Annotated in this window: 13 protein-coding genes; 4 read left to right on the top strand and 9 right to left on the bottom strand. The window is 71.8% G+C overall.

Annotated features, from left to right (window positions below):
- Positions 1-16 precede the first annotated feature (16 nt).
- On the bottom strand, positions 17-697 hold the full coding sequence (locus CP973_RS05470; protein ID WP_003984832.1) for a response regulator transcription factor: 681 nt from the start codon (positions 695-697) through the stop codon (positions 17-19).
- A 547-nt stretch (positions 698-1,244) separates the two neighbouring features.
- Between CP973_RS05470 and CP973_RS05465 the strand changes: the two genes are divergently transcribed.
- Positions 1,245-2,771, top strand: coding sequence for a peptide MFS transporter (locus tag CP973_RS05465; protein WP_150238048.1), 1,527 nt, complete (start codon positions 1,245-1,247; stop codon positions 2,769-2,771).
- 194 nt (positions 2,772-2,965) lie between these two features.
- On the opposite strand, the gene CP973_RS05460 is transcribed toward CP973_RS05465, so the two are convergent.
- The 6 genes from CP973_RS05460 to CP973_RS05435 form a co-directional block, all read right to left on the bottom strand.
- Positions 2,966-4,372, bottom strand: coding sequence for a hypothetical protein (locus CP973_RS05460; RefSeq protein WP_150238047.1), 1,407 nt, complete (start codon positions 4,370-4,372; stop codon positions 2,966-2,968).
- The gene (locus CP973_RS05455) at positions 4,372-5,559 is read right to left on the bottom strand and encodes a hypothetical protein (RefSeq protein ID WP_150238045.1); all 1,188 of its coding nucleotides are present in this window, start codon (positions 5,557-5,559) and stop codon (positions 4,372-4,374) included. The genes CP973_RS05460 and CP973_RS05455 overlap by 1 nt, the downstream gene beginning before the upstream one ends.
- On the bottom strand, positions 5,556-6,566 hold the full coding sequence (locus CP973_RS05450) for a COG1470 family protein (protein ID WP_150238043.1): 1,011 nt from the start codon (positions 6,564-6,566) through the stop codon (positions 5,556-5,558). Before CP973_RS05450 ends, CP973_RS05455 begins: the two co-directional genes overlap by 4 nt.
- Positions 6,567-6,689: 123 nt before the next feature.
- The gene (locus tag CP973_RS05445; protein WP_150238041.1) at positions 6,690-7,493 is read right to left on the bottom strand and encodes an LPXTG cell wall anchor domain-containing protein; all 804 of its coding nucleotides are present in this window, start codon (positions 7,491-7,493) and stop codon (positions 6,690-6,692) included.
- 353 nt (positions 7,494-7,846) lie between these two features.
- A complete protein-coding gene (locus CP973_RS05440) occupies positions 7,847-8,344 on the bottom strand; it encodes an ATP-binding protein (RefSeq protein ID WP_030594971.1) in 498 nt (165 codons plus the stop codon).
- A 181-nt stretch (positions 8,345-8,525) separates the two neighbouring features.
- On the bottom strand, positions 8,526-8,894 hold the full coding sequence (locus CP973_RS05435; RefSeq protein ID WP_150238039.1) for an STAS domain-containing protein: 369 nt from the start codon (positions 8,892-8,894) through the stop codon (positions 8,526-8,528).
- Positions 8,895-9,155: 261 nt separating this feature from the next.
- Between CP973_RS05435 and CP973_RS05430 the strand changes: the two genes are divergently transcribed.
- Positions 9,156-10,163: an RNA polymerase sigma factor SigF gene (locus CP973_RS05430; protein ID WP_208853135.1), complete on the top strand. Its 1,008-nt coding sequence runs from the start codon at positions 9,156-9,158 to the stop codon at positions 10,161-10,163.
- 242 nt (positions 10,164-10,405) lie between these two features.
- On the opposite strand, the gene CP973_RS05425 is transcribed toward CP973_RS05430, so the two are convergent.
- Positions 10,406-11,011, bottom strand: coding sequence for a class I SAM-dependent methyltransferase (locus tag CP973_RS05425; protein ID WP_244409291.1), 606 nt, complete (start codon positions 11,009-11,011; stop codon positions 10,406-10,408).
- Between CP973_RS05425 and CP973_RS40355 the strand changes: the two genes are divergently transcribed.
- Positions 10,910-11,275 (top strand): sensor histidine kinase, encoded by a 366-nt coding sequence (locus CP973_RS40355; RefSeq protein WP_341874834.1) that lies wholly within the window; start codon positions 10,910-10,912, stop codon positions 11,273-11,275. The genes CP973_RS05425 and CP973_RS40355 overlap by 102 nt on opposite strands.
- A complete protein-coding gene (locus tag CP973_RS05415) occupies positions 11,272-11,922 on the top strand; it encodes a response regulator transcription factor (protein ID WP_150238036.1) in 651 nt (216 codons plus the stop codon). The genes CP973_RS40355 and CP973_RS05415 overlap by 4 nt, the downstream gene beginning before the upstream one ends.
- A 68-nt stretch (positions 11,923-11,990) precedes the next feature.
- On the opposite strand, the gene CP973_RS05410 is transcribed toward CP973_RS05415, so the two are convergent.
- On the bottom strand, positions 11,991-12,425 hold the full coding sequence (locus CP973_RS05410; RefSeq protein WP_150238034.1) for a hypothetical protein: 435 nt from the start codon (positions 12,423-12,425) through the stop codon (positions 11,991-11,993).
- Positions 12,426-12,523: the final 98 nt, after the last annotated feature.

Below are 12,523 nucleotides of genomic sequence, written 5' to 3'. Positions count from 1 at the left end.
GCCCGGCGGCGGGCGCTCAGCTCTTCTCGAAGCGGAAGCCGACGCCGCGGACGGTGGCGATGTAGCGCGGGTTGGCCGCGTCGTCGCCGAGCTTCTTGCGCAGCCAGGAGATGTGCATGTCCAGCGTCTTCGTGGACGACCACCACGTGGTGTCCCAGACCTCGCGCATCAGCTGGTCGCGGGTGACCACCCGGCCCGCGTCCCGCACCAGCACCCGCAGCAGGTCGAATTCCTTCGCCGTGAGCTGGAGTTCCTCGTCGCCCATCCAGGCGCGGTGCGACTCGACGTCGATGCGCACGCCGTGGGTCGCGGGCGGCTGCTGCGGCTCGGCGGACGAGCCGCGGCGCAGCAGGGCCCGGACGCGGGCGAGCAGTTCGGCGAGCCGGAAGGGCTTGGTGACGTAGTCGTCGGCACCGGCGTCCAGGCCGACGACGGTGTCGACCTCGTCGGCGCGGGCGGTGAGCACGAGGATGGGGAAGGAGTGGCCTTCGTTACGGAGCCGGCGGGCCACCTCCAGGCCGTCCATGCCGGGCAGACCCAGGTCGAGGACGACCAGGTCGATGTTGCCCTGCAGACCGGCGTCTAGCGCCGTGGGGCCGTCCTCGCGCACCTCGACTTCGTAACCCTCGCGGCGCAGGGCGCGGGCGAGCGGCTCCGAGATGGACGCGTCATCCTCGGCGAGCAGTACACGGGTCATGGGCCGATGGTAGTCCGATGTCTTACCTCCTCGGGCGGGACCCGGTGCGCCCGCGGGTGGCCGGAAAACGACCTCCAGGTGGCGCGCCGGCGACCGCTCCCGGGCGGGACCGCGGCATGCCGGGGCCGACGGGTGATCTTGAGGCACACACCGCGCACCGCATCCGCAACCCCCTTCGCGGTTCCCGGTTGCACATGTGACCGTTGTCTCACTCGCCCCACTGGCGCGGCTGCTGGACGTATGGTGTCCCAACGTCCGCAGCACAGCCTCGGGACCAGTGACTCTCAAGAGACGTCATCGGTCCCTGTTGTGTGCGGGGCCGGAACCACCGGTCCTGCTACACAGTGAATGACCTGTCGACCGGGTCCACCGCGCAAGCAGCACGGGGGCGTGGATCCCGGCGTCACGACTGCTCCGCCGATTCCTCTTCCAGTGGCGTCGGCCCCCGGGACGTAGGGGGCGGGCAAGGTGACGCCGGTGCCGGTCAGCCCGACCCGGGCGCGCTGCGGGCTCCCCCACGCGTCCCGAGCACACCTAGGAAGAACCCATGGCGTCCAGCCTGACGAAGGACGCCGCCGCGCAGGGGAACCCTGCCAGCGACGGCAAAACCTTCTTCGGCCACCCCCGCGGACTGGCCACCCTCTTCATGACCGAGATGTGGGAGCGGTTCAGCTTCTACGGGATGCGGGCGCTGCTCGTCCTGTATCTGATCTCGGGCGGTCCCGATGCCAAGGACGGCGCCCAGGGCGGCGGTCTGGGCATACCCCAGACCAGTGCCCTGTCGATCTACGCCGTCTACATGGCGATGGTCTACCTGCTCGCCATGCCCGGCGGCTGGTTCGGCGACCGCGTCTGGGGCCCCCGCAAGACGGTGATCGTCGGTGCCTCCGTGGTCATCGCCGGTCACATCGTGCTCGCGATCCCCGGCCAGACGTTCTTCGTCGGCCTGGCGATGGTCGCGCTGGGCTCGGGCCTGCTGAAGTCCAACATCTCCACGATGGTGGGCCACCTCTACAACGGCCCGCAGGACAAGCGCCGGGACGGTGGTTTCACCGTCTTCTACATGAGCATCAACATCGGGTCCACGGCCGCCCCGCTGGTCATCGGTGGTATCGGCCAGAGCGTCAACTGGCACCTGGGCTTCGGTATCGCGGCGGTCGGCATGGCGCTGGGCCTGGTCCAGTTCCTGCTCGGCACCAAGCACCTGGACCCGAAGAGCAGCCAGGTCCCGACCCCGCTGTCGGTCGCGGAGCGCAACGGCTGGCTGCGCAAGGGCCTGTTCTGGGCCGCCCTCGCCGCGGTCTTCTACGCCGTCATCGGGTTCTCCGGCAACTTCAACGAGAAGTGGCTGCTGATCCCGCTCGGCGTCATCGGCATCCTCGTGCCGGTCGTGGTGCTGTTCCGCATCAAGCGGGACAAGGACCTCTCGGCCGACGAGCAGAGCAAGGTCAGCAGCTACGTCTGGTTCTTCGTCGCGGCCGCCGCGTTCTGGATGATCTTCGACCAGGCCGGTTCGACGCTGAACGTCTTCGCCGAGAAGAACACCGCGGACACGATCTTCGGGATGAGCTTCCCCTCGTCGTGGCTGCAGTCGGTCAACCCGATCTGGGTACTGGCCCTGGCCCCGGTCTTCGCCTCGGTGTGGCTGGCGCTGGCCAACCGCGGCAAGGAGCCGAAGACCACCGCGAAGTTCACCATGGGCATGGTGATGATCGGTGCCTCGTACTTCATCTTCCTGCTCCCGATCACCTTCTCCTCGGACGGCACGAAGGTCACGCCGCTGTGGCTGATCGGCATCTACTGCATGCAGACCATCGGTGAGCTGTGCGTCTCCCCGGTCGGCCTGTCGGTGACCACGAAGCTGGCCCCGCCGAAGTACGCCAGCCAGATGATGGGTGTCTGGTTCCTCGCCAACACCGCCGGCGACAGCGTCGTCAACCTGCTGGGGCAGGCCGGTGCCGACCTCTCCGGTGTGGGCGTGCTGGTGGGTGAAGCGGTGCTGGCCACCCTGGCCGGCGTGATCATCTACCTGAACCGCAAGCGGATCAACGGTCAGATGAACGACGTGAACTAGGGCGCACGCCCGGCTCACCGCCTCCTCGCACTCCCGAGGGCCCCGGCTGCGGATTCCGCGCCGGGGCTCTTGGGCGTTCGGCGGTCTCGCGGTACGGGGGCTCGCCGTAACGGGTTCCCTCCGTACGGGAGGCTCGCCGTACGGGTTCCCGCCGTACGGATTCCCGCCGTACGGGTCCGCGCCGTACGCGACGGTCACCGTCCCAGGCGCCGCCACGGAGTGAGGGTGAGGACGGCGCCGCCCAGCAGGACCACCGTGCCCGCGACGAGAGCCAGGGCGCGGAGGGTGCCGTGGTCGTCGGCGCCGGTCTCCGCCAGACCGCCGGAGGTGCCGCCCGCGCTCGCCGGGCCCGCCGCGCTGCCCGCGGTGGTGCCTCCGGCGGTACCGGTGCCGCCCGCCGTGGTGCCGCCGGTGCCGCCCTGCTGGGCGGTGGTGTCCAGGGCCAGGGAGACGCCCGGGTCCTTCTCCGGGGTGCACGTCGTGGTCGTCCCCAGGGCCCGTACGGTCAGGACGCCCGGCGTCAGCGTCGCCTTGCCGGTCGCGCCCGGTGTGTAGGTGCCCTTCAGGTCGGGGATCTCGATCGGCTGCCCGGACTTGACGGGCTCCTTGTTCGCCGGGCCCTCCGCCGTGACCGTGCCCTTGTCGGCCCCGCCGACCCGGACGTCCATGGACGGCCGCACGGCGCCCGCGGGGATGTCCGCGGGGCTCTGCATGACCGACTTGGCGAACTTCACCGTCAGGCCGTAGCCGCCGCCCTTCTTGACGGCGTTGATCTGCACCGGCGAGGTGGCCTTCTTGTCGCCGATGGGGGTCTTGCATGCGTACGGCACCTGGACGACCTTGCCTTCGTAGGACGTGCCGTCGGCATCGCCGCCGCCCGAGGAGCCTCCGGAGGAGCCGGTGGTGCTGCCGCCCGCCGTGGAGCCGCCGGTGCCGCCGCCCGTATCGCTGCCGCCCGTCGTGCCGCCGCTCGCCGTGGAGCCACCGCCCGTACCACCACCGGTCGTGCCGCCACCGCTGGCGCCACCACCGCTCGTGCCGCCCGGGCCGCCCCCGCCGCCGGTCACCTTGATCGTGGCGGCGGGCCGCACCTCCTCCTTGGGGGCGCACTTGGTGTCCGTGGAGATCGGCTTGCTGACGTTGATCGTGTACGCGCCGGGCGCGAGCGTGACCTCGCCGGGCTTCTCCAGCTTCAGGGTGCCCTTCATGTCCGGGAGCTTCATCGGGCTGTTCTTGGGGATCGGCGGGTTCCGCCGCGGCCCCTGCACCTTCAGCTCGCCGCTCTGCGCGCCACCGACCTTGATCGTTCCGGTGGGGCGCACGGTGTCCTTCTCCAGGTCGAGCACGTCGGGGTTCTTGGACGCGGCCTCGACCGTGCGCCACACGATCTCCACCTCGTCGCCGACCCGGGCCGTCGCGGGCGCGGTCACCGCCGCCCTGGTGGTGCCCTGGACCGCGGGCAGGCCCGAGATCGGCGGCGGTACGCACTCGGTCCGGTACGCCGTCTCCGCGGCCCCGGCCGGGCCCGCTGCCGCCAGGATTCCCGCACCGGCGAGCAGCAGGGCGACCCCGCCCGCGCTCGCTCTCCTGCGTTGCCTCATCACGTGGAACCTTTCGCTCTCGGGGGGTCGGTCGGATCGGACGTGGTGGCGGACGGTGCGGTGTCCGGGGTGAACCACGGCAGGGTGGCGGCGGGGTCCGCCGGGGGCGGCTGCGCGGCGTCGGGTTCGGGGGCGCGCCTTCGCATCCGCAACGGTTCACGGAGGGCGCTCCCCGGTGTACGCAGGGTGCTCCTCGCCGCGTGGAGGGGCCTCTTCCGCGTACGGACGGACCTCCTCGGGGCGCGGGCGGCTCTCCCCGGCGTACGGGCGGCACCTACGCGCGGGCGCACGCGGTCGACGACCACCATCCCGATACGGAAAACCGCGGCCGGCACGACGACGCACAGCAGGATCCAGAACAGCGTCACGCCCCACGGCCGCCCGACGCCCCACGGCTGCTCGGCGAGCACCTTGCCGCCGTACTTGAGCGAGACCAGGTAGTCGCCGTGTGCCCCGGCGGGCAGCTCCACCGGCAGCTCGATCCGCTGCCTGCGCCCGGCGGGCACGGTGCCCTGCCACTGCCGCTCCTCCCACTGCGGCGCGTAGACCCCGTGCGAGGTGCCCACCTCGAAGACCGGGTCCTTGGCCGGGGCGGACCCGAGGTTGCCCACGGTGATCACCAGCCGGCGCCGCGGCGGCGCGCCGAACCAGGTCAGCAGTCCGCTGGAGCCCTCCAGGCGCGGCGGCGCCAGTACGCTCAGCCGCCCGCCGGCGTCCTCCCGCGGCAGCGGCGCCACCGGATGCCCGGCCACCGTGAACGGGGCGTCGGCGGTGGCGGGAGCGCCGGTCACCGTGGCGGCGTGCACGACGCACGGGCAGGGCTTGGGCGGCTCGGCGACCGGGATGTCCTTGCGGAACGCCCCGTCCGGCCCGGTGGTCACGGCCCGGCCGTCACCGTTGGCACAGGCGTTGGTGCCGCCGATCATGTTCTGCCCGCAGATGAGCAGGGTGAGCAGCGCCTTGGGACGCCAGCCGCGGCCGGTGACGGTGAGGGTGCCGCCTTTGCCCGCTTGCCGGGCGGAGAGGTGGAGGGTGGGGGCGGGGGCGGCGGATGTGGGAGGAGCCGCGGAGGCCGGGAGCGCGGCCTGTAGGGACAGCAGGAGTACGAGGGTGGCCAGGGCGCTCGTGACGGCGGCGGGGCGGTGGCGATGGGCCCGTACCGTACGGCGCCCGCTCCCGGCCCTCATGCGTCCGCCTCTGCCCGGCAGGGACCCGCCTGGGGGGCACTCGCTCGGGACGTCCCCACCTGGAAGGCACTCGCTTGGGAAGCCCCTACTTGAGGAGCACTCGCTCGGGTGGCCTCCGCCTGGCAAGGCGCCTTCTGCGCGGCACCCGCTCGGGAATCCCCCACCCGCCTCCGCCTTCGTAAGCGCCACACGGCCGCCCCCGCCAGCAGTCCGGCGGGCGGCAGCGCCGCGGCCCCCCACGGCACCGCCGTGTACGCCGCCACGGCCGTCCCGCGCGCGCCGCCCGCCGCCGTGACCGTCAGCCGTACGTCCACCGAATCCAGCGCGGGCGGGTCCGGCCACGGCTCGGTCAGGGGCAGCCGGCGGCCGGGCGGCAGCGTGACGGGGAGTACGCGTGCGGCGCGGCGCAGGGCCGGGCCGAAGAGCCCGTCGGCGTGGACGGCGAGGCGCGGCGCGAGCGTGGTGTTGCCGCGGTTGACCAGCACGTACCGGATGACCGCCGCGCTCCCCCGGCGCTCCACCGCCACGTCCTCGACGCTCAGCGCGGCCAGCGCGGGCCCGGTCACCCGCAGGTGCACCGGAACCGCGGCCTTCCTGCCGGACGCCTCGGCGACGAGGGCGGTCGGGTGATCACCCGGGTCCGCGTCCCCGGGAACGGTCACGGTGAAGGGCACGTCCGCCCGGGTCCGCGGCGGTACCCGTACTTCCTCCGACGCCGTCACGATCCAGCGCCCCGGCCCGGCCGGCGCGCCGCCCACCCGGATCGTCACCGCGCTGCCGGTCGGATTGGTGAGCGCGAGGCGGTCCTTCAGGACCGTGCCGGGGGCGCCTTCCAGGTAGAAGTACGGGCGGTCCTGTGCGCTCGGCCGGGCGCCGCCGCCCGGCGCGGGCGCGGCGGTCCAGCGCTCGCCGTCGTTGCGTGCGGCGTATGCCTCGGCCGGGCCGAGCAGCGCGGCGGCGGTCGCCAGGGCGGCACCCGTGACCACCGCGCGGGTACGGAACGGCATCGGCGGCTCCTGGTGCTGGTGCGCTGGTGCGGGTACGCGAGTGCACAGGCGAGACATGGGTGCACGGGTGCGCCACGGGTGCACGGGTGTGCCGGTGTGGTGACGGGGACACCCGGGCGGGGCCTACACGCTGTTGTGGTGGCGCCGCGTCAGCCAGAGCACGCCCGCCGCACCGGCGAGGAGCACCGTGCCGCCGAGGGTGCCGAGGGCGACGGCGGAGTCGGCCGGGCCGGTCTGCGGCAGCTGCCCGCCGCCGGATCCGCCCGTGGCCGACTCTCCGGTGCCGTTCGCGGAGCCGCCGGTCGTTCCGCCGGCGCCGCTGCCACCCGTACCGCCGCCCTCCGTACCGCTGCCGCTGCCGCCCGTACCGCCGGAACCGCCCGTTCCGCCCGCGCTCTTGACGTCCAGGGTGAGCGACGGCTTCGGGTTGTTGGCGGGCGTGCAGGTGGTGGTCGTGCCGAGGGCCTTGATGGTGAGCGTGGAAGCCGTGAAAGTGACCTTGCCGCTCCGCTTGGGCGTGTACGTCCCGCTCAGGTCACTGATCTTGATGGGCGTGTTGGCGGGGACCGCCTTGTCGTTGGGCGGACCGGACACGGGCACGGTGCCGCTCTCGGCGCCGCCCAGCTTGATGAGCGCGCTCGGCTTCATGGCGCCCGCGCCCAGTTCGACGGGGCTGGAGGAGACGCCCTTCTGGAACGTCATCACGAGCTTGTACGCGTCGCCGCTGCGGGTGCTCCTGATGTCGATGGGCGAGACCGCGCCCTTGTTGCCGATCGGCGTCTTGCACTGGTAGTTGACGTCCACGACGTCGGCCCGCGCGGCCGGCGCGGCGAGCAGGACCGCGGACCCCGCCGTCAGCGCCACGGCCGCGGCCAGACCGGCCGCACGGCGGGGGCGCGCGGCGTGCTGTTCGTAGAAGCGGGCCACCTTGAGTTCCCCTTCTCACGGTTGAGCGCCGCCCGATGTTACTGACGGCACATCAGATCGGTGGCTCAAGGTACGCCGGGGACCTTGTCGAGGGAAGTCACAGAACAGGCCGGATCTGTACGGCGCGGGAAAACAGCGGCCACAGGAGGGCCGCCACGCAACGCGCCCAGTACCTCACGCAGAGCCACGACCTCGCGCAATGGGCTGGCGACGGCCGTGCGCGGAGCGCAGAATCCCGCTGAGCCCACTCGCCGCCGTAGCCCCTCGGGCGCCCGCACGCCCTCCGGGCCGCCCTCTGGCGCATACGCCCCCGGAGCCCCTCAGGCGTGAACGAGGGCCCCGCCCAGGGGCCCTTAAGAAGGAGCTGCGAGTTCCGCCCACACGGTCTTGCCCGTGCCGTCGGGGTTGCGGACGACCCCCCAGTCCAGACACAGGCGCTGCACGATGAACATGCCGTGCCCGCCGGGCCGCCCCGCCCGGTGCGGGGTGCGCGGCGCGGGCGAGCCCGCGCCCAGGTCGGTCACTTCGAGGCGCAGCACCTTGGCGTTGCTGCGCAGCCGCAGTTCCTCCGGCCCCTCAGCGTGCAGGCAGGCGTTGGTGACCAGCTCGGATACCACGAGCAGGACGTCCTCGGCGGCGGCCCGCTGGTCAGCACTGGCGGCCGGGAGCCAGCCCCAGTCGTGGAGGGCCTGCCGGGCGAAGTCACGGGCCCGCGCAACGGCTCCCTGCACACCCGCCAGGCGCAGCCTGCGGATCTGGCCGGCCGGGACGGCCGGGGAGGCGGAGGGAGCGCCGGCGTTGCCCGGCTCCGGGCCGAGGTCGCCCGGCGGGTACGGCCGGGTGGTGCTCATCAGCGCTTCACCTCACCGATTCGCCATTTCACGGATAGCGGTTACCTGACAGATTCAACAGATTCAGATGTCTCCTGCCCGACGGGACCGTGAGAACACCCACTTCTTGGGTACGGAAGTTGTGACGCGGGCAACGCGCACGAGGGGAACCCCCGTGACCGCACCGCCCCCGTCGCTTCCGTCAGTCGGCGAGAGCCTTGTCGAGGGAGTCGTGCACGGTGAACACCGCGTCCGCGCCTGTGATCTCGAAGACCCGCGCCACCACCGGCTGCATTCCGGCCAGATGCACCCCGCCACCCTCGGCCTCCGCCTTCAGACGGGCGCCGAGCAGGACGTTCAGGCCGGTGGAGTCCATGAACTCCAGCTGTGAGCAGTCGACCACCAGCCGTGTGAAGCCGTCGCCGACGCACCCTTCGAGCGATTCGCGCAACAGCTCCGCGGTGTGGTGGTCCAGCTCACCCGCGACGGTCACGATCGCGCTGGCACCTTGATGCCGGATAGCGACATTGAGCCGTCCCCGACTGGCACTGCCGACCGTCCCGCGGTCCATGCGCGTGCACCCCTCTTGCTGTCTCGGCGTCCGATTGCTTACGACTGCGCTGACCGAACACTACGCCTTCGATACGCGCGACTGGTAGCCGAACAATACGCAATCACTGCCGAACCCGGACAACACGCACTTGCCATCTTCCGGCAAAGCCAGGTAGGCGTAGTAAGGACACGTTCGAAACGACCGGCTTTGGAGGCGCCGCACACCGCAGCTTCACGTAGAGGCATCGGCAGCCATATGCCGAGAACGATGGAGGACAACATGTCACCCCGGCTCGACGAATTGCGCACCGAAGACATCACGGAGACCGCGTCGTCGACTCCCCTGTCAGAGACCACCCTCGCCCAGGCCGCCCTCACCGAAGCCGTCCTGACCGAGGCCGCCCTGCCCGACCAGTCCCATCACTCTCGTTCCCCGCACCTCACATCTGAACCGTCCGAATCGGACGCGGCGGGAATTCCCGAGATCGACGGGCTGCCCGAGATCCCCCCGTACGACGAGGTGGGGCCGCTGGACGCGCGGGCCCTGTCCAAGACCCTCTTCGAGCGCCTGGAATCGCTGGAAGAAGGCACCCACGAATTCGCGTACGTCCGCAACACCCTGGTCGAGCTCAATCTCGCGCTCGTGAAGTTCGCGGCCTCCCGGTTCCGCTCGCGCAGCGAGCCCATGGAGGACATCGTCCAGGTCGGCACCATCGGCCTGATCAAGGCGATAGACCGCTTCGAGCTCAGCCGGGGCGTGGAGTTCCCGACCTTCGCCATGCCGACCATCGTCGGCGAGATCAAGCGCTTCTTCCGCGACACCAGCTGGTCCGTACGGGTGCCCAGGCGCCTTCAGGAACTGCGCCTGGACCTGGCCAAGGCCGGCGACGAGCTGGCGCAGCAGCTGGACCGCTCCCCCACGGTGAGCGAGCTGGCCGAACGCCTCGGCATCACCAATGACGAGGTCATCGAGGGCATGGCCGCGAGCAACGCGTACACCGCCAGCTCGCTGGACGCCCAGCCGGAGGAGGACGACAACGAGGGTGCGCTGGCCGACCGCATCGGCTACGAGGACCACGGCCTCGAAGGCATCGAGTACATCGAGTCCCTCAAGCCGCTGATCGCCGAGCTGCCGCCGCGCGACCGCAAGATCCTCTCCCTCCGCTTCGTCGCCAACATGACGCAGTCGGAGATCGGCGAGGAACTGAACATCTCTCAGATGCACGTCTCGCGCCTGCTGTCCCGCACGCTGGTACGGCTCCGCAAGGGGCTGATGGTCGAGGAGTGACCCCCACGACCACCCCGCGGTCGCGGCCGGCCCGGCAGGCCGGCTGACGCCCGCGCAGAGGAGGGCCTGCCCCGGAATCTCGGGACGGGCCCTCCTCTGCTGTGCGGGTGCGGTCGCCGCCGCTGTGTGGGTGGGGCGCACGACTCCTCTGTGCGTGGGCGCTCGACTCCTCTGTACGTGGGGCGCCCGACTCCGCTGGGTGTGGGGGGGCGCTCGACTCTGCTCCAGGAGCGCGCTCGGTGTTACGGGGCGCGCAGGTGGTGCACGTACGCCGGTGGCAGATTGCGCCACACCGTGCTGCGCCCCTGCCCGTACCGCTTGCCGTACTCGGCCAGCACGCCGGCCACGGCGCGGTGCCGGGCCGCCTCGGACCGGCCGGCCACCAGCGCGCGGGCGGGGGCGGTGCCCAGGTAGGCGAAGTATGTGAGGTGCCCGCCCGGCCGGAGCACGGACAGGTAGCGGTCCAGGACCGTACGGACCTCGTCCGGCGCGAAGTTGGTGAACGGCAGCCCGGAGACGACCGCGTCGTACCGGCGGTCCAGGGGGACTTCGGTGATCGAGCCGGGGAGTATCCGTATCCGGTCGGCCGCCGCGGCCAGGGCGGCGTCCGTGCGCAGCGCGCCGTTCAGGGCCTCCACGAAGCGGGGGTTGATCTCGACCACGTCCAGGTGGTCGGCGGGCCGCAGCAGCCCGGCCAGCGCGCGGGTGACCGGACCGGTGCCCGCGCCTGCTTCCAGTACGGCCAGATCGAGGCCGACATCGAGGGCGACGGCGGAAGCCTGCCCGCCGGCCGCCGCCTGGCCGTCCACCGGCTCGTCCAGGAGGCCCTGACCAACGCCCGTAAGCACGCGCCGGGCGCCTCGGTGCGGGTGACGGTGCGTCACGGGCCGCAGGAATCCGCCGTCGAGGTGCGCAACGCGGCGCCCCGTCCGGAAGCAGATCCTCCGGCGGCCGGTCCGGCCGGCGGCTACGGCCTGCTCGGCCTGACCGAACGGATGTCCGCGCTGGGCGGCACCCTGGAGTACGGTCCGACGCGGGACGGCGGCTGGCACATCGCCGCCACCCTCCCGACGCGCTCCGGGCCGGACGCACCGACGACGGGAGCGACATGATCCGCATGCTGGTCGCCGACGACGACAGCCTGGTCCGGCTCGCGCTGACGGACATCCTCGGCGACGCGCCCGGCATCACCGTCGTGGCCGAGGCGGCGGACGGCGCCGAAGCCGTCGACCTGGCCCGTGCCCACCGGATCGACGTGGCGCTGATGGACATCCGCATGCCGCGCCTGGACGGCATCGCCGCCACCGAACGGCTGCGCGGGCTGCCGGACCCGCCGGAGGTCGTGGTGCTGACCACCTTCGACCTCGACCAGTACGTCTACGACGCGCTCACCGCGGGCGCCTCGGGGTTCCTCCTCAAGGACAGCGACCCGGCGGAGATCATCCGCGCCGTACGGGTCGTCGCCGACGGCCAGGCCATGCTCCACCCCGGCGCCGCCCGCCGCCTGATCGACCGTTACCATCACACGACCACCCGCACCACCCCACACGCCCGCTCCCGCATCGAACGCCTCACGCCCCGCGAGACCGAGGTACTGGCCCTCCTCGCCGACGGCGCGTCGAACGCGGAGATCGCGGGCGGCCTGTCGATGCGCGAGAGCACGGTCAAGGCCCATGTGAGCCGCATCCTCGCGACGCTGGAGGTCGGCAACCGGGTGCAGGCGGCGCTTTGTGCGCGGGATGCGGGAATGGTGGGGTGAGGGGGACGTGAAGGGGCGTGCCCCGGGACCGGTGGGGTCCCGGGGCACGGCCGCTTGTTCAGTGGGGCTTACAGCACCGTGGTGATCAGCGCGAGGGGGTGGTCGTCGTTCTGCTCGCCCGGCTTCGCGTAGTTGGCGGTGACCTTCACCTCGTCGCCCTTCACGAAGTGCGAGCCGGGGGTCGGCTTGAGCTTCAGCTTGAGGATGCGGTCCTGGTAGTCACAGGTGATCTTGTCGGCCGGGACGGTGGCGGTCGCCAGCGACTTGGCGTCCTCCTCCTGGTCCACCTTGGTCATCTTGCTGACCAGCTGCCACGAGTCGCCGGGGTCACAGGAGTACTTGACCGTCACGGACAGCACGTCGCCACGCAGCTGCGCGCGCTCGATCGAGATAAGAGTCGCCTTCGCCGCGGCGCCCGGCGCCATGGCCAGGGAGGCGCCGCCGAGGACGGCCACTGCGGCCGCGGTGCCGGCGATGCGGGTCTTCAGACGGGTCGACTTCATGTGGGTTCCTTCCCCCCGCGCAGTTGCCCTGGTCGTACACAAGAGGAACGCGGTGTTCCGCCAACTGTGCTGGCAACTGCGACAGTTGTTCGTATTGG

The sequence above is a fragment of the Streptomyces albofaciens JCM 4342 genome, from assembly GCF_008634025.1.
GTDB classification, from domain to species: domain Bacteria; phylum Actinomycetota; class Actinomycetes; order Streptomycetales; family Streptomycetaceae; genus Streptomyces; species Streptomyces albofaciens.
Note: the sequence above shows the minus strand (reverse complement) of the source record. Positions and strands in the feature narration are given on the sequence as shown.

Coding starts and splice junctions, on each gene's coding strand:
- CP973_RS05470 (WP_003984832.1), bottom strand. CDS start 697: ATGACCCGTGTACTGCTCGCCGAGGATGACGCGTCCATCTCGGAGCCG.
- CP973_RS05465 (WP_150238048.1), top strand. CDS start 1,245: ATGGCGTCCAGCCTGACGAAGGACGCCGCCGCGCAGGGGAACCCTGCC.
- CP973_RS05460 (WP_150238047.1), bottom strand. CDS start 4,372: ATGAGGCAACGCAGGAGAGCGAGCGCGGGCGGGGTCGCCCTGCTGCTC.
- CP973_RS05455 (WP_150238045.1), bottom strand. CDS start 5,559: ATGAGGGCCGGGAGCGGGCGCCGTACGGTACGGGCCCATCGCCACCGC.
- CP973_RS05450 (WP_150238043.1), bottom strand. CDS start 6,566: ATGCCGTTCCGTACCCGCGCGGTGGTCACGGGTGCCGCCCTGGCGACC.
- CP973_RS05440 (WP_030594971.1), bottom strand. CDS start 8,344: ATGAGCACCACCCGGCCGTACCCGCCGGGCGACCTCGGCCCGGAGCCG.
- CP973_RS05435 (WP_150238039.1), bottom strand. CDS start 8,894: ATGGACCGCGGGACGGTCGGCAGTGCCAGTCGGGGACGGCTCAATGTC.
- CP973_RS05430 (WP_208853135.1), top strand. CDS start 9,156: ATGTCACCCCGGCTCGACGAATTGCGCACCGAAGACATCACGGAGACC.
- CP973_RS05415 (WP_150238036.1), top strand. CDS start 11,272: ATGATCCGCATGCTGGTCGCCGACGACGACAGCCTGGTCCGGCTCGCG.
- CP973_RS05410 (WP_150238034.1), bottom strand. CDS start 12,425: ATGAAGTCGACCCGTCTGAAGACCCGCATCGCCGGCACCGCGGCCGCA.